This window comes from Agrobacterium sp. CFBP2214, from assembly GCF_030209895.1.
GTDB classification, from domain to species: Bacteria; Pseudomonadota; Alphaproteobacteria; order Rhizobiales; family Rhizobiaceae; genus Agrobacterium; species Agrobacterium radiobacter.
This window is the reverse complement of the sequence record NZ_JARVRC010000006.1, coordinates 343432-366495: the sequence shown is the minus strand read 5'-3', so window position 1 is coordinate 366495 and position 23064 is coordinate 343432. Positions and strand designations below refer to the sequence as shown.

19 protein-coding genes and 1 riboswitch are annotated in these 23064 nt (G+C 60.2%); of the genes, 12 read left to right on the top strand and 7 right to left on the bottom strand.

Annotated features, from left to right (window positions below; genetic code table 11):
• Positions 1 to 8: 8 nt before the first annotated feature.
• Positions 9 to 1427, bottom strand: coding sequence for a helix-turn-helix domain-containing protein (locus QRN60_RS17350; protein ID WP_080866929.1), 1419 nt, complete (start codon positions 1425 to 1427; stop codon positions 9 to 11).
• 119 nt (positions 1428 to 1546) lie between these two features.
• Here QRN60_RS17350 and QRN60_RS17345 point away from each other — a divergent pair, with 119 nt between their 5' ends.
• From QRN60_RS17345 to QRN60_RS17310, 8 genes are all read left to right on the top strand, one after another.
• The gene (locus QRN60_RS17345; protein WP_060724948.1) at positions 1547 to 3079 is read left to right on the top strand and encodes an acyl-CoA carboxylase subunit beta; all 1533 of its coding nucleotides are present in this window, start codon (positions 1547 to 1549) and stop codon (positions 3077 to 3079) included.
• 102 nt (positions 3080 to 3181) lie between these two features.
• On the top strand, positions 3182 to 4078 hold the full coding sequence (yghU, locus tag QRN60_RS17340; RefSeq protein WP_111793808.1) for a glutathione-dependent disulfide-bond oxidoreductase: 897 nt from the start codon (positions 3182 to 3184) through the stop codon (positions 4076 to 4078).
• Positions 4079 to 4182: 104 nt separating this feature from the next.
• Complete coding sequence (locus QRN60_RS17335; protein WP_003509581.1) at positions 4183 to 4560, top strand: hypothetical protein; 378 nt, start codon at positions 4183 to 4185, stop codon at positions 4558 to 4560.
• Between the two features lie 39 nt (positions 4561 to 4599).
• Positions 4600 to 5001 (top strand): hypothetical protein, encoded by a 402-nt coding sequence (locus QRN60_RS17330; RefSeq protein WP_060724947.1) that lies wholly within the window; start codon positions 4600 to 4602, stop codon positions 4999 to 5001.
• A 4-nt stretch (positions 5002 to 5005) separates the two neighbouring features.
• Positions 5006 to 7009: an acetyl-CoA carboxylase biotin carboxylase subunit gene (locus QRN60_RS17325; RefSeq protein ID WP_112295539.1), complete on the top strand. Its 2004-nt coding sequence runs from the start codon at positions 5006 to 5008 to the stop codon at positions 7007 to 7009.
• Positions 7010 to 7140: 131 nt separating this feature from the next.
• A complete protein-coding gene (scpA, locus tag QRN60_RS17320; RefSeq protein ID WP_112295540.1) occupies positions 7141 to 9282 on the top strand; it encodes a methylmalonyl-CoA mutase in 2142 nt (713 codons plus the stop codon).
• Between the two features lie 13 nt (positions 9283 to 9295).
• The gene (gene mce / locus QRN60_RS17315) at positions 9296 to 9712 is read left to right on the top strand and encodes a methylmalonyl-CoA epimerase (RefSeq protein ID WP_080864782.1); all 417 of its coding nucleotides are present in this window, start codon (positions 9296 to 9298) and stop codon (positions 9710 to 9712) included.
• A 166-nt stretch (positions 9713 to 9878) separates the two neighbouring features.
• The gene (locus QRN60_RS17310; protein WP_112295541.1) at positions 9879 to 11423 is read left to right on the top strand and encodes a glycerol-3-phosphate dehydrogenase; all 1545 of its coding nucleotides are present in this window, start codon (positions 9879 to 9881) and stop codon (positions 11421 to 11423) included.
• 19 nt (positions 11424 to 11442) lie between these two features.
• Here the strand turns inward: QRN60_RS17310 and QRN60_RS17305 are convergent, their stop codons facing one another.
• On the bottom strand, positions 11443 to 12675 hold the full coding sequence (locus QRN60_RS17305; protein ID WP_162694777.1) for an ROK family transcriptional regulator: 1233 nt from the start codon (positions 12673 to 12675) through the stop codon (positions 11443 to 11445).
• Between the two features lie 241 nt (positions 12676 to 12916).
• Between QRN60_RS17305 and xylF the strand changes: the two genes are divergently transcribed.
• The 4 genes from xylF (at position 12917) to metE (ending at position 18881) form a co-directional block, all read left to right on the top strand.
• Complete coding sequence (xylF, locus tag QRN60_RS17300; RefSeq protein WP_003509574.1) at positions 12917 to 13957, top strand: D-xylose ABC transporter substrate-binding protein; 1041 nt, start codon at positions 12917 to 12919, stop codon at positions 13955 to 13957.
• Between the two features lie 78 nt (positions 13958 to 14035).
• Positions 14036 to 15349: a sugar ABC transporter permease gene (locus QRN60_RS17295; protein ID WP_020812930.1), complete on the top strand. Its 1314-nt coding sequence runs from the start codon at positions 14036 to 14038 to the stop codon at positions 15347 to 15349.
• Positions 15350 to 15367: 18 nt separating this feature from the next.
• The gene (locus tag QRN60_RS17290) at positions 15368 to 16150 is read left to right on the top strand and encodes an ATP-binding cassette domain-containing protein (RefSeq protein WP_003509572.1); all 783 of its coding nucleotides are present in this window, start codon (positions 15368 to 15370) and stop codon (positions 16148 to 16150) included.
• Between the two features lie 69 nt (positions 16151 to 16219).
• Positions 16220 to 16432: riboswitch (cobalamin riboswitch) on the top strand.
• Between the two features lie 100 nt (positions 16433 to 16532).
• Positions 16533 to 18881 carry a 5-methyltetrahydropteroyltriglutamate--homocysteine S-methyltransferase gene (gene metE / locus QRN60_RS17285; RefSeq protein ID WP_112295543.1) on the top strand — a complete coding sequence of 783 codons (2349 nt, stop codon included), beginning with the start codon at positions 16533 to 16535 and terminating at the stop codon, positions 18879 to 18881.
• 189 nt (positions 18882 to 19070) lie between these two features.
• Here the strand turns inward: metE and QRN60_RS17280 are convergent, their stop codons facing one another.
• The 5 genes from QRN60_RS17280 to QRN60_RS17260 all read right to left on the bottom strand — a co-directional run bounded on the left by QRN60_RS17280 (position 19071) and on the right by QRN60_RS17260 (position 23029).
• Positions 19071 to 19304 carry a hypothetical protein gene (locus QRN60_RS17280; RefSeq protein ID WP_003509570.1) on the bottom strand — a complete coding sequence of 78 codons (234 nt, stop codon included), beginning with the start codon at positions 19302 to 19304 and terminating at the stop codon, positions 19071 to 19073.
• Positions 19305 to 19398: 94 nt separating this feature from the next.
• Positions 19399 to 19836, bottom strand: coding sequence for a helix-turn-helix domain-containing protein (locus tag QRN60_RS17275; protein ID WP_003509569.1), 438 nt, complete (start codon positions 19834 to 19836; stop codon positions 19399 to 19401).
• Between the two features lie 126 nt (positions 19837 to 19962).
• Positions 19963 to 21126 carry a hypothetical protein gene (locus QRN60_RS17270; protein WP_112295544.1) on the bottom strand — a complete coding sequence of 388 codons (1164 nt, stop codon included), beginning with the start codon at positions 21124 to 21126 and terminating at the stop codon, positions 19963 to 19965.
• Positions 21123 to 21833: a TfuA-like protein gene (locus tag QRN60_RS17265; protein WP_112295545.1), complete on the bottom strand. Its 711-nt coding sequence runs from the start codon at positions 21831 to 21833 to the stop codon at positions 21123 to 21125. The genes QRN60_RS17270 and QRN60_RS17265 overlap by 4 nt, the downstream gene beginning before the upstream one ends.
• Positions 21830 to 23029, bottom strand: coding sequence for a YcaO-like family protein (locus tag QRN60_RS17260; protein WP_129566974.1), 1200 nt, complete (start codon positions 23027 to 23029; stop codon positions 21830 to 21832). The genes QRN60_RS17265 and QRN60_RS17260 overlap by 4 nt, the downstream gene beginning before the upstream one ends.
• Positions 23030 to 23064 lie beyond the last annotated feature (35 nt).

Genomic DNA, 23064 nt, shown 5'->3' with positions numbered 1-23064 from the left:
CCGCGGCGCTAGAAGTCGGCGATCCTGTAGGGCAGGGCTCCGCGCGAAAGATGATCGAAATGCAGCTTGCGTTTCAACGGCGGCACGGCGCGCTGCACGCAATCCACCCTTTCGCAGACCCGACAGGAAATGCCGATCGGCTTGAAGGAGGCCGCATTGCCGAGATCGAGCGTATCGGCATAAACGAAATTCTGCGCATGGGAAATTTCGCAACCGAGTGCGATGGCATAGCGCGGTCTCTCCGTATTGAAGCCCGCGCCAGCTTTCTCGATTTGCGTGGCAATGGAAAGATAGCGCACGCCGTCAGGCGTTTCCGCCAGTTGCCGCACGATCCTGTCGGAGCTTTCGAAAGCCTGATGGATATTCCAAAGCGGACAGGCCGCCCCGAAACGGGCAAATTGCAGCCGCGTGGCGCTGTGGCGTTTGGTAATGTTGCCGGCGCGGTCGATCTTGGCGAAAAAGATCGGCACGCCTTTCATGCCCGGGCGCTGCAAGGTGCTCAGCCGGTGGGCCACCTGCTCAAGGCTCGCGCCGAAGCGCACGGCGAGAAGCTCCAGATCGTGACGCAGTTCCTGAGCCGCCCGATGAAATTGCCCATAGGGCAGGATGAGGGCTGCGGCGAAATAATTGTGCAGTCCGATACGACAGATTTCCGCCGCTTCCACATTGCGGAATCCGGCACCGGCCAGCACCCTGTCCACCGTCGCGCCGGCGTGAAGCTGGGCGATCTGCAATGCAAGCTGAAAACAGCGGGTCGGCGCGGCCATGTAGGAGCTGAGAGCGAGCGTTTTGCCGGCGGGGTCGAAATGCCGGATCAACCCGCCTGCCGCCTCCGTTCTTGTGATATGGATGCCGTAACGGTTGCGCAGATGCGCGGCCAGAATGCCGTAGGTCTCGCCGCCTTCTATCTCCAGTTCTTCCGCCAGCTCTTCGGCCAGAAGGTCGATCTCGGCGACGTAATTGTCGACGAAGTGGAAGAAATCGCGCACCTCCTCATAGGGGGTTCTTTCCACCTGCGCGGTTCCGCGGCCCAGCCGGTCATCCAGCTGCACCAGCTGCTCGCTGTTCTGGCGATAGGCCTGATGGGCGCGCAGCAGCGCATGGGCAAAACCCGGCGCGTTCTGGGCGATCAGTTTCAGTTCCTGAAGGCCCGGTTCGTAGTTCATGAAGAGCGGATCTTTCAGCGCCTCACGCACGGCGGAAACCAGCCGGTCGCTTTCGCCCGTCGCCAGTTCCGCCATATCAAGCTGGAATTTTTCCACCAGCGTCACCAGAACGCTGGCCGAAACCGGGCGTTGATTGTTCTCGATCTGGTTCAGGTAGCTCGCGGAGATGCCCAGCCGCTCGGCAAATTGCGCCTGCGTGGCGCGGGCGTTTTCGCGAAGGCCGCGCACCTTGCGGCCGATGAAGAGTTTTTCCGTCGCCATATTGCAACTTTGCAAAATTAAATATTGCAAATATTTATGGCACGCATACGCGCACGATCAAGGCTTCTGGCAGACTATTTTCTGGGCTATGGATCGTAATGACAACGCATGGAGGAAACATGCCCGGCATTCTGGAGCAGTTGGAAACGCGGCGGGAAGAGGCGCGGCTCGGCGGCGGCGTCAAGCGCATTGAGGCGCAACACGCCAAGGGCAAGCTGACGGCGCGCGAGCGTATCGACGTGCTCTTGGATGAAGGTTCCTTCGAAGAATACGACATGTACGTCACCCACCGGGCGGTGGATTTCGGCATGGCGGACCAGAAGATTGCAGGTGACGGCGTCGTCACCGGCTGGGGCACCATCAATGGCCGGCAGGTCTATGTTTTCTCGCAGGATTTCACCGTGCTCGGCGGTTCGCTGTCGGAAACCCATGCGCAGAAGATCTGCAAGATCATGGATATGGCGGTGCGCAATGGTGCGCCGGTGATCGGGCTGAACGATTCCGGCGGTGCGCGTATCCAGGAGGGTGTGGCCTCGCTCGGCGGTTATGCCGATGTGTTCAAGCGCAATGTCGTCGCCTCCGGCGTCGTGCCGCAGATATCAGTTATCATGGGGCCTTGTGCGGGTGGTGCTGTCTATTCGCCTGCCATGACCGATTTCATCTTCATGGTGCGCGATACCTCCTACATGTTCGTGACCGGGCCGGATGTGGTGAAGACCGTGACGAACGAGATCGTCACAGCGGAAGAGCTTGGCGGTGCCTCCACCCATACGAGAAAATCCTCCGTCGCTGACGGCGCTTATGAAAACGACATCGAGACGCTGGAACATGTGCGGCTGCTGTTCGATTTCCTGCCGCTCAACAATCGCGAAAAACCGCCTGTCCGGCCGTTTCATGACGATCCGGCGCGGCTGGAAGCACGTCTCGATACGCTGATCCCCGACAGTTCCAACAAACCCTACGACATGAAGGAACTGATCCACGCGCTGGCGGATGAGGGAGACTTCTTCGAACTGCAGGAAGCCTTTGCCCGCAACATTATCACCGGCTTCATCCGCCTTGAAGGCCAGACGGTGGGGGTTGTCGCCAACCAGCCGATGGTGCTGGCCGGCTGCCTCGATATCGACGCCTCGCGCAAGGCCGCCCGCTTCGTGCGCTTCTGCGATGCCTTCAACATTCCGCTGCTGACGCTGGTGGATGTGCCGGGCTTCCTGCCGGGTACGGCGCAGGAATATGGCGGCGTCATCAAGCACGGCGCAAAACTTCTCTTCGCCTATTCGGAGGCCACGGTGCCGATGGTGACGCTGATTACGCGCAAGGCCTATGGCGGCGCTTATGACGTGATGGCCTCCAAACATATCGGCGCGGATGTGAACTACGCCTGGCCGACGGCGGAAATCGCTGTCATGGGAGCAAAAGGAGCGGCGGAAATCCTCTATCGTTCCGAGCTTTCCGATCCCGAGAAGATTGCCGCGCGCACGAAAGAATATGAGGAGCGTTTCGCCAATCCCTTCGTGGCGGCGGAACGCGGTTTCATCGATGAGGTCATCATGCCGCATTCCTCACGCCGCCGCATCGCCCGCGCCTTCGCGTCGCTGCGCAACAAGAGCGTCGAAACCCGCTGGAAGAAACACGACACCATTCCGCTCTGATTTGCTGCAGGGCTGGAAAAATGCTTCGGCCACCTTACTATATGGATGTTCAGGCGCCCGGATTTCCGGATGTCCTCCCGAAACGCACAAGGACAGTTTTTCATGGCCGAAAATTCCTCCGCAGATAATTTCCCCGCCGGATATGAAGTGCCCAAGGTCTGGACCTGGGATAAGGGCAATGGCGGCCAGTTCGCCAATATCAACCGTCCAATCGCCGGTCCCACCCATGAAAAGGAACTGCCTGTCGGCAAGCACCCGCTGCAGCTTTATTCGCTGGCGACGCCGAACGGCCAGAAGGTCACCATCATGCTGGAAGAATTGCTGGCTGCCGGCCACAAGGGCGCAGATTATGATGCGTGGCTGATCAAGATCGGTGAAGGCGACCAGTTCGGTTCCGGTTTCGTCGGCGTCAATCCGAATTCCAAGATCCCGGCGCTGATGGATCATTCGACCCCTGAGCCCACGCGTGTTTTCGAAAGCGGCTCCATTCTCGTTTATCTCGCGGAAAAATTCGGCGCCTTCCTGCCGAAGGAGGGCAATGCCCGCACGCAGGCGCTGAACTGGCTGTTCTGGCAGATGGGCTCCGCCCCCTTCCTCGGCGGCGGTTTCGGCCATTTTTACGCCTATGCGCCGGTGAAGATCAAATATGCGATCGACCGTTACGCGATGGAGGTCAAACGCCAACTCGACGTGCTGGACCGGCACCTCGCCGACAACCGTTATCTCGCCGGTTCGGAATATACGATCGCCGATATGGCCGTCTGGCCGTGGTATGGCAAGATCGCGCTCGGTCAGGCCTATGGCGATGCCGGTGCGTTCCTTGAAGCGGACAGCTATAAGAACGTCATGCGCTGGACGCTCGAAATCGGCGAGCGCCCGGCGGTCAAGCGCGGTGTGATCGTCAACAAAACCTCGGGCGATCCGTCCGAACAATTGCATGAACGCCACGATGCCTCCGACTTCGAAACGAAGACGCAGGACAGGATCGGCAAGGCATAACGAAAAGATTAGAGCGCTAAAAGCGCTCTAACTATTTGAATTGACGCATTTCCGGACGTAAAAGCGATTCCGCTTTTACTGGAAATGTTCTGGAAGGACTAAAGATGGCGAACCTGCCCGAAATGACCAAACACAAGGGATTTCCCTCCGGCATGCCGAGCACGGGCGTCCAGTTCACCATCCGTCGCGCCAACCCCAAAGGGGTAACACCTATCAAGATGATACCCCGCCGGGCACGCAACGATACCAAGGAGCATCGCATCGATGCCGCCTTCCTGCACTCACTCTGGCACCATTTTGGTGCCGAGCCCTTCGAGCGCGGCAATCTCGACGCCGCCCGCCTCAACCTGCTTTTCGGCCGTGAGGTCATACCTGCGGAAAAGAATTTCGATCCGCTTTCCTATCAGGCGATGCTGGTCATCGATGAGCGCGTTGCCCGGCAGAATTTCCCGGAATCATTCGAGAATTTTTTCGAGATCTGAGGGCAGGCGACGGCATTTTTCCTGAGGGGGAGGAGGAACATGATTGTCGACATACTCCATATGGACCTGCAATGGCTGCGACGCTGGGTGAGGCAAGGTCGCGGCGGTAACGCGGGCAGAGCATCGGGCAGTCGTGATCCAAAGCCAAAGATGACGCCGGAAGCTGCCCGGCTCGATCACCGGCAGATGCTGCGTTTCATGGCGTTCAATGCGGCGGTCGGCGTGCTGATCGGCGTCTGCGTCGGTGCAGCGCTGATTTTTCTCGACATTGGCGGTTTGGGCGCGCGCATCGGCCGCGCCGCAAATCCGGTTGTGCCGGTATTGCTGGTCGTCGTGCCCATCGCGTCCCTGTTCGGCGCGGCGGCCACCGCCTCGGCGATCCTGATGATGCCCTATGAAAAGAAATTCCGCGACGATGATGACGATGCGAGGGGAGAATAACCGCATGATCAAGAAAATCCTCATCGCCAATCGCGGCGAGATCGCCTGCCGGGTCATCAAGACCGCGAAGAAGATGGGCATCGCCACTGTCGCGGTCTATTCGGATGCGGACGCCAATGCGCTGCATGTGAGACAAGCGGATGAAGCCGTTCATATCGGCCCGGCTCCCTCGTCGCAGTCCTATATCGTCATTGACAAGATTCTCGAGGCGATCGCGAAGACCGGGGCAGATGCTGTCCATCCCGGTTACGGCTTCCTGTCGGAAAATGCTGCCTTCGCTGAGGCTCTGGAAAAGGCGGGTGTCGCCTTCATCGGCCCGCCTGTTGGCGCCATCAAGGCCATGGGCGACAAGATCACCTCGAAGAAACTGGCCGCAAAAGCGGGCGTTTCCACCGTCCCCGGCCATATGGGGCTGATCGAGGATGCGGATGAGGCGGTAAGGATCGCCTCCCAGATCGGTTATCCGGTCATGATCAAGGCGTCCGCCGGCGGCGGCGGCAAGGGCATGCGCATCGCCTTCAACGATACCGAGGCGCGCGAGGGGTTTCAGTCCTCGAAAAACGAGGCGAAATCCTCCTTTGGTGACGACCGCATCTTCATCGAGAAATTCGTCACCCAGCCGCGCCACATCGAAATTCAGGTGCTGGGCGACAAGCACGGCACCATCCTCTATCTCGGTGAGCGCGAATGCTCGATCCAGCGCCGCAACCAGAAGGTCATCGAAGAAGCGCCGTCACCCTTTCTGGATGAAGCGACCCGCAAGGCCATGGGCGAGCAGGCCGTGGCGCTGGCAAGGGCGGTCGGTTACCATTCGGCCGGCACGGTGGAATTCATCGTCGATGGCGAGAGGAATTTCTACTTTCTGGAAATGAACACTCGCCTGCAGGTGGAACATCCGGTGACGGAGCTTGTTACCGGCATCGATCTGGTCGAGCAGATGATCCGTGTGGCATCAGGTGAAAGGCTTTCCTTCGCACAGGCGGATGTGAAACTGAATGGCTGGGCGATTGAAAGCCGGCTTTATGCCGAAGACCCCTATCGCAACTTCCTGCCTTCCATTGGCCGGCTGACGCGCTATCGACCACCGCGGGAAGGTGCGCAGGAGAACGGAACGGTCATCCGCAACGATACCGGCGTCTTCGAAGGCGGCGAAATCTCGATGTATTACGATCCGATGATCGCCAAACTGTGCAGCTGGGGCCAGGATCGCGAAACGGCCATCGACGCCATGGGGCAGGCGCTGGACCGTTTCGAGGTGGAGGGCATCGGCCACAATCTGCCCTTCCTGTCGGCCGTCATGCAGCATGAGCGGTTCCGGGCCGGAAGGCTCACGACGGGCTTTATCGCGGAAGAATTTCCGGAAGGGTTTTCCGGCGTCGAGCCGGATGAAGCCGCGGCGCGTAAGCTTTCCACCATTGCCGCCATCATCAACCAGCGCGTACAGAACCGCGCGGTCGAAATTTCCGGCACCATCGGTAATCACCGCCGCATCGTCGGCCATGACTGGGTGGTTTCATTTGGCGCATTGCACCAAAGGGTCAGCGTTGAAACCGGTCCGGATGGCACGGTGGTCCGTTTCGAGGACGGGGCGGCTTTGGCCATCGATGCCGGCTGGCTTCCGGGCCAGAGTCTGGGTCTGTTCACGGTGGCGGGCGAAGTTATCGCCGCCAAGGTTGATCTTGCCGGCGCGGCGGTTCGCCTGCGCTGGGGCGGCATGGATATTCTTGCCCGCGTGCGCAGCCCGCGCGTGGCGGAACTGGCGCTGCTGATGCCGGAAAAACTGCCGCCGGATACATCGAAACTGCTGCTCTGCCCCATGCCTGGTGTCATCACCGGTATTTCGGTGGGCGAAGGCGACGAGGTGGAGGCCGGGCAGGCGCTGGCGACGGTGGAGGCCATGAAGATGGAAAACATCCTGCGCGCGGAAAAACGCGGTCGGGTTGCCAGGGTGGCGGCAAAACCGGGCGACAGCCTCGCGGTGGACGAAGTCATTCTCGAATTCGAGTGATAGCCGCTGCCGTTTTCCGGAACGGATGCGGGCCGGAGCGGTTTACGGGGTCGGGCCTGCGGGCGGCCGTTCGATTTTCGTCACGATCAACCGCCACAGTGCTAGAATGAAATGCAGAAGGGGAGAGATGCATGTCGGGTGAAAAAAAGGTGCGGGATTGGCTGCAGCTTGCCGAAAAGGAGCTGAAGCGCTCACCGGACACACTCGTCTGGCACACGCCGGAGGGCATCGAGGTCAAGCCGCTCTATACGGCTGACGATCTGCAGAAGATTTCCCATCTCGACAGCCTGCCGGGATTTGCGCCTTTCACGCGCGGCCCGCGCGCCACCATGTATGCCGGGCGGCCCTGGACCATCCGCCAATATGCCGGTTTTTCCACGGCCGAAGCCTCGAATGCCTTTTACCGCAAGGCGCTCGCCGCCGGCCAGCAGGGTGTTTCCGTGGCTTTCGACCTCGCCACCCATCGCGGTTATGACAGCGATCACCCGCGCGTGGAGGGCGATGTCGGTAAGGCTGGTGTGGCGATCGACAGCGTCGAGGACATGAAAATCCTGTTCGACGGCATCCCGCTCGAAAAAGTCTCGGTGTCCATGACCATGAACGGCGCGGTCATTCCCGTGCTCGCCAGTTTCATCGTGGCGGGCGAAGAACAGGGCGTTCCCCGCGCCGCCCTTTCCGGCACCATCCAGAACGACATCCTCAAGGAGTTCATGGTCCGCAACACCTATATCTATCCGCCCGAACCCTCGATGCGGATCATTGCCGACATCATCGAATATACGGCGAAGGAGATGCCGAAATTCAACTCCATCTCCATTTCCGGTTACCACATGCAGGAGGCGGGCGCGACGCTGGTGCAGGAGCTTGCCTTCACGCTGGCGGATGGCCGCGAATATGTGCGCGCGGCGCTGGCCAAGGGGCTGAATGTCGATGATTTCGCCGGGCGCCTGTCGTTCTTTTTCGCCATCGGCATGAATTTCTTCATGGAGGCGGCGAAGCTGCGCGCCGCGCGCCTGCTCTGGTCACGCATCATGGAAGAATTCAAACCGCAGAAGGCCTCGTCGCTGATGCTACGCACCCATTGCCAGACTTCTGGCGTCTCGCTGCAGGAGCAGGACCCCTATAACAACATCGTCCGCACCGCGTTTGAGGCCATGTCCGCCGTGCTTGGCGGCACGCAGTCGCTACACACCAATTCCTTCGATGAGGCGATTGCCCTGCCGACAGAGTTTTCCGCCCGCATCGCCCGCAATACCCAGCTTATCCTCCAGCATGAAACAGGCGTTACCAAGGTCGTCGATCCCCTGGCCGGTTCCTATTATGTCGAGAGCCTGACCGATGAACTGGCTGAGAAAGCCTGGGCATTGATCGAGGAGGTGGAGGCGCTTGGCGGCATGACCAGGGCCGTGGCGGAAGGTCTGCCGAAACGGCTGATCGAAGAGGCGGCAACGCGCCGCCAGGCGGCGGTGGACAAGGGCGAGGAGGTCATCGTCGGCGTCAACCGTTACCGTCTCGAAAACGAGGAAGATATCGATGTTCTCGATATCGACAATGCCGCCGTTCGCGCCGCGCAAATCCGCCGCATTGAGGAGACGCGCCGTCGCCGCGATGGCAAGGACGTGACCTCCGCCTTGGCAGCACTTTCCGAGATCGCCCGCAGCGGCAAGGGCAATATTCTCGAAGCTGCGGTTGTCGCCGCCCGCGCCCGCGCCACAGTGGGAGAGATTTCCGATGCACTGCGTGCGGTCTTCGGTGACCATGCCGCCGTGCCGGAGGTGGTGAGTGATATCTACGGCGAGGCCTATAAGGATGAGCCGGAACTCGCCACGCTCGCCGCCCGCCTCTCCGGTGTTGCCGAACGGATCGGCACCAAACCGCGCATCATGGTCGCCAAGCTCGGGCAGGATGGGCATGATCGCGGCGCGAAGGTCATTGCTTCAGCCTTTGGCGATATCGGTTTTGATGTGCTGGCCGGCCCCTTGTTCCAGACTCCCGTTGAAGCGGCGGATCTCGCCGTTCAGAACAGGGTTCATGTGGTCGGCATGTCGTCGCTCGCCGCCGGTCACAAGACGCTTGCGCCGCAGCTGGTCGAGGCGCTGAAACAGAAGGGTGCGGAAGACATCATCGTCGTGGTCGGCGGCGTCATCCCGCGGCAGGATTACCAGTTCCTGCTCGACCACGGGGTTTCCGCGATCTTCGGACCCGGCACTAATGTCATGGATGCCGCCAACAAGGTTCTCGACCTGCTCGAAGGCGTCAGGCGGAACGCGTGAGGGGAAGATGGCCATGTTCGGAAGATTGAATCACGTCGCCATCGCGGTGCCCGATCTCGAAGCCGCCATTGCCCGATACAGGGCGCTTGGCGCAGATGTCTCCGAGCCGCAATCCCTGCCTGAACACGGCGTGACGGTGGTTTTCATTCAGGCTGAGAATACCAAGATCGAACTCCTTCACCCCCTCGGAGAAAATTCGCCGATTGCCGCCTTTCTCGAAAGAAATCCGGGCGGCGGGACGCACCATCTCTGCTTCGAGGTGCCGGATATTGCCGCGGCCCGTGACGACCTCATCAAGAGGGGCGTTCGAATTCTGGGTGATGGCCAGCCGAAGATCGGCGCTCACGGCAATCCCGTTCTTTTCCTGCACCCGAAGGATATGGGCGGCGTGCTCTATGAGCTTGAGCAGGTTTCTCAGACACACGGCTGAAACATAAATCTCCTAGGAGGCTGACGTTGTGACGCACCGCTCACGGCGGCGCTTTCATTTGCGTTCGTATGGTTCGTTTGTTTTCTTTTGACATTCGTTTTGTTTTCGTTGTTATATAATTGTCTTTCCATAAGGGGTTTCTCCCCTGCATTGTCGCGGAGGCTTCATGTCCGGCGAAAACATTTTTGATCTTTTTGTCATCGGTGGCGGCGTCAATGGCTGCGGCATTGCCCGCGATGCCGTGGGCAGGGGTTATTCCGTGGCGCTTGCGGAAAAGGGCGATTTTGCCTCCGGCACGTCTTCGGCGGCCACCAAGCTCATTCATGGCGGTTTGCGGTATCTCGAACATTACGAATTCCGCCTCGTACGTGAAGCGCTGATGGAGCGGGAAATCCTCTGGGCCATGGCTCCGCATGTCATCTGGCCCATGCGTTTCGTTCTGCCCATTCAGAAGGGCGGAGTACGCCCGGCCTGGATGGTCCGGCTCGGCCTGTTTTTATATGACAATCTCGGCGGCCGCAAACTTTTGCCGGCGACCCGTACGCTCGATCTTCGCAAGGACCCGGCGGGCAAACCTCTGAAGCCGGCTTTTGCCAGGGCTTTCGAATATTCCGACGGCTGGGTGGATGATGCCCGTTTCGTGGTTCTCAACGCGCGCGATGCGGCGGATCGCGGCGCGACGATCATGAACCGCACGCGGGTCGTTTCCGCACGGCGCGAAGGCGGGCTGTGGCTCATCGAGACGCTGGACGAAAAAACCGGTCGTTCAGCCACGCATAAAGCGCGCATGCTGGTCAACGCTGCCGGTCCCTGGGTGGATACCGTGCTTTCCGGCGTCTTCGGGCGCAAGGATGTTCACAATGTCCGGCTCGTGCAGGGCAGCCACATCATCGTGCGCAGGAAGTTTTCCGATCCGCGCGCCTATTTCTTCCAGAACCCGGATAACCGCATCATCTTCGCCATTCCCTATGAGCGGGATTTCACGCTGATCGGCACCACCGACCGCGACTACAAGGGTGACCCGGCCAAGGTTCGCATTTCCGAGGAAGAGATTTCCTATCTCTGCAACGCGGCGAGCGACTATTTCAGCGAACCCGTTCGGCCGGAAGACATCGTCTGGGCCTATTCCGGCGTGCGGCCGCTCTTTGATGACGGCGCTTCGAAAGCGCAGGAAGCTACACGCGATTACGTGCTGAAGGTTGAAGAGACCGAGGGTGAGGCTCCACTCCTCAATATTTTCGGCGGCAAGCTCACCACCTATCGGCGGTTGGCGGAACACGCGCTGGAAAAGATCGGCGCGGCGATCGGCGAAAAGGGCAAGCCGTGGACGGCGGGCTCGCATCTGCCGGGCGGCGATTTCGGCGCGCAGAGATATGAAGCGCAGGTTCGGGCGCTCGTCTCCCGATACCCTTTCCTTGATGGACGCCATGCCGAGCGGCTGGTCAGAAACTACGGCACAAAGGCTGTGGAACTATTGGGCAGCGCCACCGATATGTCCAGCCTCGGCCGGCATTTTGGCGGCACGCTTTACGAATGCGAAGTGCGCTGGCTGGTTGAACACGAATGGGCGTTTGCGGCCGAGGACATTCTCTGGCGCCGCACGAAACAGGGCCTGCGCCTGAGCAAGGACGAGGCCGCCGGTCTCGATGAATTCGTGGCCATGCTGACAGGCGGCAAGGAAAAGACCGAAGCCGTGGCGGAGCGAGCCTGAGCTTCCGCCAGGTTTTACGTCAATTCCCCGAACTCCTCAGCGGCCTCTCGGGGCCGTCGGCGCTCAAGATGTAGTCGTCGGCGGCGGAAAGGGCGTGTTCCATATGCCCTTCGAACACCAACTCCGGCTCGTGAGGGGCGATTGCGATTTTCGGCATGCCGCCGAAACGCACTGCCTGTGACTGTGCAAGTCCATCGCGCAGGCCGCTTTCCAGAAGGTCGAAATAACGGGTGCCGGGGCCGGTGATGAAAACCGGCATATGGCCGTGCAGGCTGAAGAGGCGTGAAAGACCGTTGCCGAGCGCAAGGCCGGCGGTGCGGAAGGCAAACCGCGCCATTCGGCCCCCGGCGCGAGCCGAAGCGGCGATCTTGTCCACCTCGGCGATCGGCACGAATTTTGCCGGTTCCGCCTGCGGTGGTGCCTCGAAAGCCGACCGCAGGATGGCGTAGAAGCCGGAATAGGCCTCAATACAGCCCCTGGTGCCGCAACGGCACAGCGCACCATCGGCCAGATGCAGCATATGACCGAAATTGGGGGCGCTGACTTCGATTGCGCCGCCCGTTGCGCGGGCAATGCCAAGGCCGATGCTATGGCCGAGCGACAGGGTGACGAGCGCTTCCGGTGCCGGGGTTTCCTTTGCGTGCTCCCGCATCCAGATGGCTTTTGCGGCCAGCAGCGTCTCATTGTTCAGCGTCACGCGGGTGCGGCCGTCTTGCGAAATAAGCTGCTGGAAATCTATCTTTTCGTTACCGAGGACTGGCGACCACACGAGTACAGCCGTTGCCGCATCCACGAGGCCCTTGCTGCTGATCGAGACCTGAAGAATGTCGTGGCGGTTGATGCGGGAACGGTCTGCAAGTCTCGCAAGGCCCGTCAATATCCAACCTCCGAACGAGCCTTTTTCAGCCGTGATCCTCTGCTCGGTAAAGCGGTCCACCAGCTTGCCGGCATAATCGACGAGCGAATATTGCACGCTGTCGGAGGAGATGATGACGATCGCAACGTAGCAGAAGTCGCCGCTTGGCGCGAAGAAGATACGAGGCCGCCCGCGTCCGGCAGTGGCAAGCTGTTCTTTCCTGAGGATGAGCCCCGCACGTTCGAGTTCCATGGTGATGGCGGAAACGGTTGCGGAGGCAAGCCCGGTGAAAGTCGACATGTCGGTATGGGAAAGACTGCCGTGCAGACGCAGTGCCGCCATCACCGACAGGCTGTTTTTCTGGCGCACCAGTTCCGTGCTTGCAATGGCGGACATGGGCTGGGGCATGCTCCCTGAACGGCTTTTTTCCTGTCGTGCTGATCCCTCTGATGGCGCATGCCGAAAGCAAGATCAAGGCACCCGGATGCTGCCCGCAGCCGTTGTTGACAGCATGGGGAATCTCTGACATTAATTTTCTCGACTGTCGAGAAAATTGTGAAACCACAGAGACCGACAGCTTTTTCCGGGCGTTTTCCCTGCATGGAGGTGCAGGCTTCGCCCTTACCGGGAGGACATCATGAATTCTTTTGCCAAGCTTTTGGCGGGTACGGCCGTACTCGTTTCCCTGCATACTGCCGCTATTGCAGCTGATCTCGTCGTTGGCGTTTCCTGGTCGAATTTCCAGGAAGAACGCTGGAAGACGGATGAGGCGGCCATTAAGGCAGCGCTCGACAAGGCCGGCGCGAAATACATCTCCGCCGATGCGCAATCATCCGCCGCAAAACAGCTGACCGACGTGGAATCGCTGATTTCCCAGGGCGCCAACGCGCTGATCATCCTGGCGCAGGACAGCGACGCGATTGGCCCGGCCGTTGAAAAGGCCGTTGCCGAGGGTATTCCGGTCGTTGGTTACGACCGCCTGATCGAAAACAAGAACGCCTTCTACATTACCTTCGACAACAAGGAAGTCGGACGCCTTCAGGCAGCCGAAGTCTTCAAGGTCAAGCCGGAAGGCAACTACGTCTTCATCAAGGGTTCGTCTTCCGATCCGAATGCGGACTTCCTTTTCGCCGGCCAGCAGGAAGTGCTGAAGGCCGCCATCGACGGGGGCAAGATCAAGAATGTCGGCGAAGCCTATACCGATGGCTGGAAGCCGGAAAATGCCCAGAAGAACATGGAACAGTTCCTGACCAAGAATAACAACAAGGTCGATGCTGTTGTCGCGTCGAATGACGGCACGGCCGGTGGCGCAATCGCCGCTCTCGCCGCGCAGGGCATGGCGGGCTCGGTTCCCGTGTCCGGTCAGGACGCAGACTTCGCCGCGCTTAACCGCGTCGCACTCGGCACGCAGACGGTCTCCGTCTGGAAGGACAGCCGTGAACTCGGCAAGGAAGCGGCCGGTATTGCGCTCGCGCTTGCTGGTGGCAAGAAGATGACGGAAATCAAGGGCGTTACCGCCTTTGATGGCGGCCCGAAGAAGGTCACGATGCAGTCGGTCTTCCTCAAGCCGATCGCCATCACCAAGGACAATCTGAACGTCGTGATCGATGCCGGCTGGATCAAGAAGGAAACGGCCTGCCAGGGTGTGAAGGCCGGATCCGTCAAGGCCTGCAACTGATCGACTATGTCCCGGTTCGGGCGCTGCGCCATGGTTCATGGCGCAGCGCCTTTTAAGATGTGAGGAGCACCGGCAGTTATGGCCGATATGACCCAATCCAATTCCCCAGCGTCCGCCAAGACGGAAAAGACAGGCTCCATCGCGCGCTTCATCAGCGCAACGGAGCTTGATACCCGCCTGCTCGGCATGGTCGGCGCGCTTCTTCTGATCTGGATCGGATTTCATATCCTGTCCGGCGGCCTGTTCCTGACGCCGCGAAACCTCTGGAACCTTTCCGTGCAGACCGCGTCCGTGGCTGTCATGGCGACCGGTATGGTGCTCGTCATCGTCACCCGCAATATCGACCTGTCGGTCGGGTCGATCCTCGGTTTTTCCGGCATGATCATGGGTGTCACGCAAGCGGAGATCCTGCCGCAGATACTCGGCTTCGAACATTGGGCGACATGGATCGTCACGCTTCTGGTCGGCATTCTCGTCGGCGGCGCCATCGGCATGCTGCAGGGCTCTATCATCGCCTTCCTCAACGTGCCGTCGTTCATCGTCACGCTCGGCGGTCTGCTGGTCTGGCGCGGCGGCACCTGGTTCGTCACCAGCGGTCGCACCGTGGCGCCTATGGATTCCACCTTCCGCCTGATGGGCGGCGGCACCAGCGGCTCGATCGGCGCGACATGGAGCTGGATCGCCGCTATCGTTGCCTGCGTCGCCATCGTCGCGGCAATCCTCAATTCCCGTCATCAGCGCCGCCGTTTCGGCTTTCCACTGCGGCCGGTCTGGGCGGAATATTTCCTGGTGGCACTCGGCTGCTTCGTCGTCATCGGTTTTGTGGCTGTCGTCAACAGCTATCCCTGGCCGATCAACATCGCCCGCAATTATGCCGATGCCAATGGCATCACCTGGCCGGACGGCGGTCTGTTCATTCCGCACGGCATTGCCATTCCGGTGCTGATAGCGCTCGCCGTTGGTGCAGTGATGACCTTCATCGCCACGCGGCTGCGCTTCGGACGTTATGTATTCGCCATCGGCGGCAACCCGGAAGCGGCCGAACTCGCCGGCATCAAGACCCGCTGGGTCACGGTGAAGATATTCACGCTGATGGGCGTTCTCTGCGCCATCGCGGCGGCAATCTCCACTGCCCGCCTCAACGCGGCAACCAACGCCCAGGGTGAACTGGACGAACTTTATACGATCGCGGCGGCGGTCATCGGCGGCACCTCGCTTGCCGGCGGTGTCGGAACCATAGCGGGCGCGATGCTCGGCGCGCTCGTCATGCAGTCGCTGCAATCCGGCATGGTGCTGGTGGGCATCGATACGCCCTTCCAGCGCATCGTCGTCGGTGTGGTTCTGGTCGTCGCCGTCTGGCTCGACACCATCTACCGCGCCCGCGCCAAGTAAGAACCGAGGAGAACTCCTATGACGGAACAAGTCACGCCCCTCGTGGAAATGCGCAATATTTCCATTTCCTTCGGCGGTATCCATGCGGTGGAAAACGCCTCTGTCGACCTTTTCCCCGGTGAGGTGGTGGCCCTTCTCGGCCACAACGGCGCGGGCAAATCGACGCTCATCAAGATATTGTCCGGCGCCTACCGGCGCGATGGCGGCGATATCCTCATCAATGGCGAGGATGCGGATATCCGCAATCCCCGCGACGCCAAGAAATACGGCATCGAAACCATCTATCAGACGCTGGCGGTGGCGGATAATGTCGATGCGGCGGCCAATCTTTATCTCGGCCGCGAGCTGAAGACGAAATGGGGCACACTTGATGATGTCGCCATGGAGGCTTCGGCCCGCGAGGTGATGGGACGTCTCAACCCCAATTTCCGGCGGTTCAAGGAGCCGGTGAAGGCATTGTCCGGCGGCCAGCGGCAGTCCGTCGCCATCGCCCGCGCCATTCTGTTCGACGCTCGCATCCTCATCATGGACGAACCGACGGCAGCACTCGGGCCGCAGGAAACGGCGCAGGTCGGCGACCTCGTCAAGGAGCTGAAACGGCAGGGCATCGGCATCTTTCTCATCAGCCACGATATCCACGACGTCTTCGATCTGGCGGACCGGGTATTCGTGATGAAAAACGGCAAGGTGGTCGGCCATGCCCGCACGGAAGATGTGACGAAGGACGAGGTTCTCGGCATGATCATTCTGGGCAAGGTGCCGTCAGGTGCCGTGGCAGGTCCGGGCGCGGTCGTGTCCTGACATCCGCCTTTGAATGAAATAAAGATATAAAGATTTCTTTATGTCTATTGACATTGTGACACCCGTAGTGAGAAATGCGGGTGTCATGGTTCTCCGGGCCTGATTATTTCAATCCCGGAGCTAAGAGGGAATCCGGTGCGCCGACGATCGGCAAGACCGGAGCTGCCCCCGCAACTGTAAGCGGCGAGCCTTTGTCCAAGACGTCACTGGGGTGAACTCCGGGAAGACGGGCAAAGGCGACGACCCGCGAGCCAGGAGACCTGCCAGGACAAAATAACGTCCACGGGCGGGGTGTCCCGGTGGTTGCTGCAATGGTTCGGCAAAGCCCGGGCCTGCGCGCGTCCGCTTTACCCATGCCCCCACAACCATCTGGGGTATGACAATGTCAAACAAGACCATTCCAGTCGCATCGCTCGGTTTCCCGAGGATCGGCCGTCATCGCGAATTGAAGTTCGCGCTTGAAGGCTTCTGGTCCGGAAAGATTTCCGAAACGGAACTTCTCGAAACCGCCGCCAGGCTGCGCGCCGAAAACTGGGTGCTTCAGCAGGAGAAGGGGATTAGCCACATCCCCTCCAATGATTTTTCCCTCTACGATCATGTCCTCGATACGGCCGTGATGGTAGGCGCCATTCCATCCCTCTATGGAAGGGCGGGTGGAGATGTTTCCCTCTCGACCTATTTCGCCATGGCGCGCGGCAGCCAGAGCGACGGGCATGCAGGCTGCGGCCATGCGCATGAAGGACATTCGCATCATGGTCAGGGTGTTCCGGCGCTCGAAATGACCAAATGGTTCGACACCAACTATCACTACATGGTGCCGGAGGTTTCAGAGGATCAGCACTTCGTGCTCACCTCGCAAAAGCCGGTTGACCACTTCCTTGAGGCAAAGGCGCTCGGCATCCATACGCGTCCGGTCATTCTTGGTCCGGTCACGCTCCTGAAGCTCGCCAAGGCGCGCGAGGCAGCCTTCAAGCCGCTTGATCTGCTGGCACGGTTGCTGCCCGTTTATGAAGAGCTGCTGCGCCGCCTGCATGCGGCCGGTGCGGACTGGGTGCAGATCGACGAGCCGGTCGCCGTGCTGGACCTTTCCGAGGGGGAGCGCCATGCGCTGGCTGTGACCTACCAGGCTTTGTCGAAGGCCGTGCCGGATTTGAAGATCCTGCTCGCCACCTATTTCGGTGGGCTTGAGGACAATCTCGAAGCCATCGCGGCGCTGCCGGTCGCCGGCCTTCATGTCGATCTGGTGCGGGCACCCGCTGCGTTGGAGGCGGTGTTGAAGGCGCTGCCGGAAAATCGCGTTCTGTCGCTGGGCGTCATCGATGGCCGCAACATCTGGCGTGCTGATCTCGCCGCAATCGTCACCCGATTGGAACCCATCATCGCGTCACGCGGTGCGGCGGCGTTTCAGATTGCGCCGTCCTGCTCGCTGCTGCATGTTCCGGTTGATCTCGAACTGGAAACCGGTCTCGATGCTGATCTGAAAAGCTGGCTTTCCTTCGCCACCCAGAAGCTCGACGAGCTTGCCACGCTTGGCAAGGCTCTCGGTGAGGACAAGGCCGCTGTAACCCCGGAACTGGAGGCTGCCTCGAAGGCGGTTGCCGCACGCGCATCCTCGCCGAAAGTAACGGATGCCGCCGTGCAAAAGCGTATCGCGACGGTTGGCGAGGCCGACAGGAAGCGGGTAAGCCCCTTTGCCGAGCGGCAGAAGCTGCAGTCGCAGGCCATTACGCTTCCGCTTTTCCCGACGACGACCATCGGCTCCTTCCCGCAGACGCCGGAGGTGCGCAAGGCCCGATCAGCGCATTCGAAAGGCGCTCTGACCGATGCGCAATATGAAAGCTTCCTGCAGAAAGAAACCGAAGCGACGATCCGCTGGCAGGAGGAAATTGGCCTCGATGTTCTCGTGCATGGTGAGTTCGAGCGTAATGACATGGTGCAATATTTCGGTGAACAGCTTTCCGGTTTCGCCTTCACCCAGCATGCGTGGGTGCAGAGCTACGGCTCGCGCTATGTGCGTCCGCCCATCATCTTCGGTGATGTGTCGCGTCCGAAACCGATGACGGTCCGCTGGTGGGAATATTCCCAGTCGCTTACCGACAAGCCTGTCAAGGGCATGCTGACCGGACCGGTGACGATCCTCAACTGGTCCTTTGTCCGCGACGATATCGCCAGAAGCCTGACATGCCGGCAGATCGCGCTCGCCATCCGCGACGAGGTCAACGATCTCGAGGCGGCCGGGGCGCAGATGATCCAGATCGATGAGGCGGCTCTGCGTGAGGGCCTGCCGCTTCGGCACCGGGACTGGCAGGATTATCTCGGCTGGGCGGTGGAATGCTTCCGCATTTGCTCCAGCGGCGTGGACGACCGCACACAGGTGCACACCCATATGTGCTATTCCGAATTCAACCAGATTATCGATGCCATTGCGGCGATGGATGCCGACGTGATCTCCATCGAGACCTCGCGGTCAAAGATGGAGTTGCTGGATGCGTTTCGGACTTACAAATATCCGAACCAGATCGGTCCCGGCGTCTACGACATCCACTCGCCGCGTGTGCCTGATGTCGGAGAAATGGTCGATCTTCTGGCGCTGGCGCGGGAGCGGCTTGACGACCGGCAGCTCTGGATCAACCCGGATTGCGGCCTGAAGACCCGCAAGTGGGAAGAGGTCAGGCCGGCACTCGTCAACATGGTTGCCGCTGCCATCGAGCTTCGCCGCGCGGTGCCCTGATATGAAGTGAGGCTCGGAAAAACCGGGCCTCACTCATGGCTTGCGCCAATAAAATGTGGAGGAAGATATGCAAATGACTCTCCGGCTGGATGGAGCCAGCCGGACAGGCAAGAACGTTCCCAAGCTTTCACAACTGGAGGCCGGCGCGGAAACGCTCACTCCTGCGGGTTCATGCCGTTGCGAAAGCGTTCAATGCAGGTCGGCCTGTGCCAGGGCGCTGACATTGATTTCTGTGCTTACCGACGGCAGACCCTGCTGATTGATGTCCTGGGCCAGCGACAGCAATGCCATTTCCAGAAAATAGGTCGACATGCCCAGTTCCAGAGCCTTCGAGCGCTGGCAAAGATAGGAAACCATCCGCCCGAGCGCCAGAATCTCGTCTGCATTGTCCTGTTCAAGTATAGCTGTGGTAGACGCCACCATGATTCCCTCTCGACAGTCGACAGTATGAAAACGCTTTGATGTTGCGTTGTTCATTTTCGACCATATCGAGCGTCACGCGAGCGTCACACCTGCGTCAATTGTCGTTTTTGTCTGCCGGGGCGCTGGCATTTTCCGCCGCTTCAGTCGCCGCGAGCGATGTCACGAGGGCGACGATGCTTCTGCGCACGGCGGCGCTCTTGATGCGCGAAAAGGCCTGGTTGAGCGAAAAACCTTCGTTCGAAGCCACGAAGGTCTGCATGGCATTGATCGTGCCAAGGGCCGGATTGGCCGGGTCGCCATCGGGCGTGGCATTGGCAAACAGGGAACTGACATCCACGCCGAGGATCGACGCAATGGCCTGCAGACGGGACGCGCCGACGCGGTTGGCGCCCTTCTCATATTTCTGTACCTGCTGGAAGGTGATGCCCAATCGCCCGGCCAGCGCACTCTGACTCATGCCGAGCGACTTGCGGCGCATTCTGATCTGTGCGCCGACATGGACGTCGATCGGGCTGGGTAGTTTGGCCTGCATTACAAATTCCTCCGGTTGAGGTTCTTAAATCCGATGATTATCAATTAATATTGTTGAAGGTATACATTCAACACAATTTCCACGGGTATTATGAAGCTTTATTGACAAAATAGCACGGTTTTTTGTTCATAATCGCGTGTCCGGGCCGCGATTTATTATTTTTGTCGCGCAACGCAACGCACCGTTGCGGCTTGAAAGATGGCTCCATCCGGCCACACCGATGGCCTGAAAGCCGAATCTGTCCCAAATTTTCCGATTCATCGCGTCGAATTCCTCAAGCGCTTCCCTATCGCCGAAATGCGGAATCCAGACGAATGGCCGTTTCTGACCGGAACGTGTGACATTTTCAAGAAGGACATTGTTGTAAAGTCTGGGCAGGCATTTGTTGGTATCGATGGCCGGTGAAACCGGGATGGGATTTCGTTCAATCGCAAAGCCTTGCCGCACAAGCGAAAGGGCCGAGGCGTCCAGCTTCCGTTTCAGATCGGTTGCGGCGCGGGCATTGCATCCGCCATGCGCGACGGGATCGGCAACGAGCAATAACGGCCGGCCCCCGCTTTTCAGGCCGGTGACGGAAACGAACTGATCAACGTGGAAGCCGCATTGGTGCATTCTTTCGCTGGCCATCTCCGCCCCGCAAATTGGAGTCGCGGAAGGAGTCAGAGATGCCGGGATATTGCCGAGATCTCTCGGCCGATATCCGAAACTGAACACGCTTCGGCCGTCGAGAGCCTCAACCTTTCGCCATCGTTGCGACGGGATGGCCGCATTTCTTCCGATCCCACTGTCATCCTGCAGGCTGGAATGGCCCACCAGCCGAAAATCCGGGCCGACGAGCTGATTGCCCCCCGCCAAGGCGACATCGGAATACCTAGTTGCCGCTCCCAGATGCTCGGCCAGACTGACCCCGACGGCCTTTTCCGCCGCCAAAACAAACTCCGCACTGGCATATCCGTCGCGATCATTTCTCCGCACATGGAGCATATCCTGCAGCCATGGATGCGAAACGCTGTCGTTTCCGGCAAGGGGTATCAACTCGGTGGGGCAGTGGGTTGGCAGGCCGTCGAGCCAGCTTTGTGCCGGCGCAACACAGGCGCGATCGACCACGATAGCGGCAGCGATATCCGCAGGCAGGGCCGAAAGCAGGTTTCCGATGGGAATGAGCGGAGAAACGGTGTCAGCGGGTCCGTTGTCCGCAAAAAAGGCGGCAGGCAATGCGAACGCGATCGTGCGTATCAGCCCACCGCAATCGGGCACCAAAGGCAGTGCCGTGGACTGGACGGCGTTCAAGACGTCTTGTCCCCTGCCGTCTGCCGTGCAGTCAATTGCTGGAAAAACATCGTGTTCTGCAGTTTCCACGATGGCGGCGGGAATGGCAGCGTCTCGCCCGAGAGCACCGCGAGAAGCCTCGTCGCATCGTTTCTCTTGACGGAAACCGCATTGGCCGCGAGCAAATCTGCCGTCGCGGAGCCGAGGTCGGCTTCGGCCGCGATGGAGCGCCATGTCCTGCGGGTAAAATGCAGGTTGCTGGCGGCACGCGCGAGCGCGTCATATTGCTCCGGGGTGAGCGCTTCACGGCAGGCCGCAAGCGTCGCTTCGGCGTCGACCAGCGCGACTGTTAGCGGGCGGTAGGCGAGTTCGCCGGGTGCATGGCTCACCGCCACATCGGCATCGGAAAAACGTTGCCCGTCCCGATAGGCTTCGAAAATCTCCCCGATGCCGATCATGCCGAAGGAGGCGCATTCCGCCGCCCGGAGCGCACCCATGCTGGCGGCGCCGAAAACGCTGACGCCGCTGGACAGCGCATAGAGGATTTCCTTGTGCCAGACGGCGGCGCAATCGCCGTAAAGACCGTCGATCAGCCCAATTGCCCCGATGCCTTGCCGGACCGCATCGAAAATATCGCCGCAGGCCGCCGGACCGCGAATATCGAGGCCGGACATATGTTCGCCGGCGATGCCATGGATGGACGGCCCTGCAAAAACCACCGGCTTCATCCGAGGCCTCCGACAGTCAGCAAGTGATCGAGGGTGCGCTGCGAGATGTGCTGGAGCCCGCCGCCGGCCGGGGCAAGGCCACTTGCCAGAACCCGCACCACATGCAGGCCGGCTACGTCCGTTTCCAAAGGAAAGACATAGATATCCTCGATGCCGCCGGCGAAAAGGTGCGTCGCAAGCTGGCGCCATGGCGGCGAAGATGCGGCGCCATGGGCAAAATCGAGATTGACCGGCACCCTTTCCACCGGCGGTGCGCCGGAGGCCGAAGGCCCGGCCGCAACCATATCCCGCTGGTAGCGGAGAGGGGAAAGATCGTCTCTCGCGCCGCTGATATCGGTCAATCGCGACTGGATCGCCTCCAGCAGCGCAGCAATCGCAGCGCCATGCATATCAAGCCGGCAGGCCGCGCCTGCGGCGCTGCGGGTGGTCGGCCCGTCCTTAGCCTGAAGAGAGCGGGGCAGGCTCGCCATCACCACCGGCACGCCAAGCCCATTCGTCATGTCGAAGAAGGACGGCGGCAGCCCGATATCCGACAGGCGTCGAACAAGGCCGTCAAGGGAAGGATCGACGCCCGCCGGAATGAGGATCGGTTGAGGTGCGATGGCGCGTGTTTCGAAAGTGTCGACGAGGAAGCAGGCGTCATTTTCAATGAGTTCGAGCAGGGCATGGAGAACCGCATGGTCATGGTCGAATCCGGCCGCGAGCCCTTGGGAACTCATGCGCAAGGCTCGCCGGTCCCATGGGAAATCCACGCGGAAATCCATGCCGACGAGTTCATAAGGGGCAAAAACCTCCCGCTGGTGGCGAATGGATGTTCCCTTCACCCAGGCGCGTTCTTTTTGCGGATCGAGAGTGTCCGGATCGACCCGGCCGACGGTTTCGAAAGGAACCAGGGGAACGCCTTTGTCCCGCATCTCCTGAATGGAGCCGAAAATGGCGATATGTTTGCGGGTGTCTTCGGCAACCGCGCCTTCGATTGCCTCCATGATCGCCGATAGCCGGGCCTGTTCCGCGACAAGCCCCTTGCCCTGCGATACCGACAGCCCGCGTGAATTGGGCCGGGTCGCGAACCAGACGGGAATGCCGATGATGTCGAGGCCGGTCACATCGCCGACACGGGTAATCCCGAACCGCCGAAGCAGTCCGGGATCGAAGAACGAGGCGTCGGCATGCCTTGAAGCCGCTGTCGCTGACATGGGAGCATCGGCGCCGGTCAAGGCTGCGCGACCGC

What these genes read in the sequence shown, in the direction of transcription:
- QRN60_RS17350 (WP_080866929.1), bottom strand. Translation starts at nt 1,427, where the DNA reads ATGGCGACGGAAAAACTCTTCATCGGCCGCAAGGTGCGCGGCCTTCGC.
- QRN60_RS17345 (WP_060724948.1), top strand. Translation starts at nt 1,547, where the DNA reads ATGCCCGGCATTCTGGAGCAGTTGGAAACGCGGCGGGAAGAGGCGCGG.
- yghU (WP_111793808.1), top strand. Translation starts at nt 3,182, where the DNA reads ATGGCCGAAAATTCCTCCGCAGATAATTTCCCCGCCGGATATGAAGTG.
- QRN60_RS17335 (WP_003509581.1), top strand. Translation starts at nt 4,183, where the DNA reads ATGGCGAACCTGCCCGAAATGACCAAACACAAGGGATTTCCCTCCGGC.
- QRN60_RS17330 (WP_060724947.1), top strand. Translation starts at nt 4,600, where the DNA reads ATGATTGTCGACATACTCCATATGGACCTGCAATGGCTGCGACGCTGG.
- QRN60_RS17325 (WP_112295539.1), top strand. Translation starts at nt 5,006, where the DNA reads ATGATCAAGAAAATCCTCATCGCCAATCGCGGCGAGATCGCCTGCCGG.
- scpA (WP_112295540.1), top strand. Translation starts at nt 7,141, where the DNA reads ATGTCGGGTGAAAAAAAGGTGCGGGATTGGCTGCAGCTTGCCGAAAAG.
- mce (WP_080864782.1), top strand. Translation starts at nt 9,296, where the DNA reads ATGTTCGGAAGATTGAATCACGTCGCCATCGCGGTGCCCGATCTCGAA.
- QRN60_RS17310 (WP_112295541.1), top strand. Translation starts at nt 9,879, where the DNA reads ATGTCCGGCGAAAACATTTTTGATCTTTTTGTCATCGGTGGCGGCGTC.
- QRN60_RS17305 (WP_162694777.1), bottom strand. Translation starts at nt 12,675, where the DNA reads ATGTCCGCCATTGCAAGCACGGAACTGGTGCGCCAGAAAAACAGCCTG.
- xylF (WP_003509574.1), top strand. Translation starts at nt 12,917, where the DNA reads ATGAATTCTTTTGCCAAGCTTTTGGCGGGTACGGCCGTACTCGTTTCC.
- QRN60_RS17295 (WP_020812930.1), top strand. Translation starts at nt 14,036, where the DNA reads ATGGCCGATATGACCCAATCCAATTCCCCAGCGTCCGCCAAGACGGAA.
- QRN60_RS17290 (WP_003509572.1), top strand. Translation starts at nt 15,368, where the DNA reads ATGACGGAACAAGTCACGCCCCTCGTGGAAATGCGCAATATTTCCATT.
- metE (WP_112295543.1), top strand. Translation starts at nt 16,533, where the DNA reads ATGTCAAACAAGACCATTCCAGTCGCATCGCTCGGTTTCCCGAGGATC.
- QRN60_RS17280 (WP_003509570.1), bottom strand. Translation starts at nt 19,304, where the DNA reads ATGGTGGCGTCTACCACAGCTATACTTGAACAGGACAATGCAGACGAG.
- QRN60_RS17275 (WP_003509569.1), bottom strand. Translation starts at nt 19,836, where the DNA reads ATGCAGGCCAAACTACCCAGCCCGATCGACGTCCATGTCGGCGCACAG.
- QRN60_RS17265 (WP_112295545.1), bottom strand. Translation starts at nt 21,833, where the DNA reads ATGAAGCCGGTGGTTTTTGCAGGGCCGTCCATCCATGGCATCGCCGGC.
- QRN60_RS17260 (WP_129566974.1), bottom strand. Translation starts at nt 23,029, where the DNA reads ATGTCAGCGACAGCGGCTTCAAGGCATGCCGACGCCTCGTTCTTCGAT.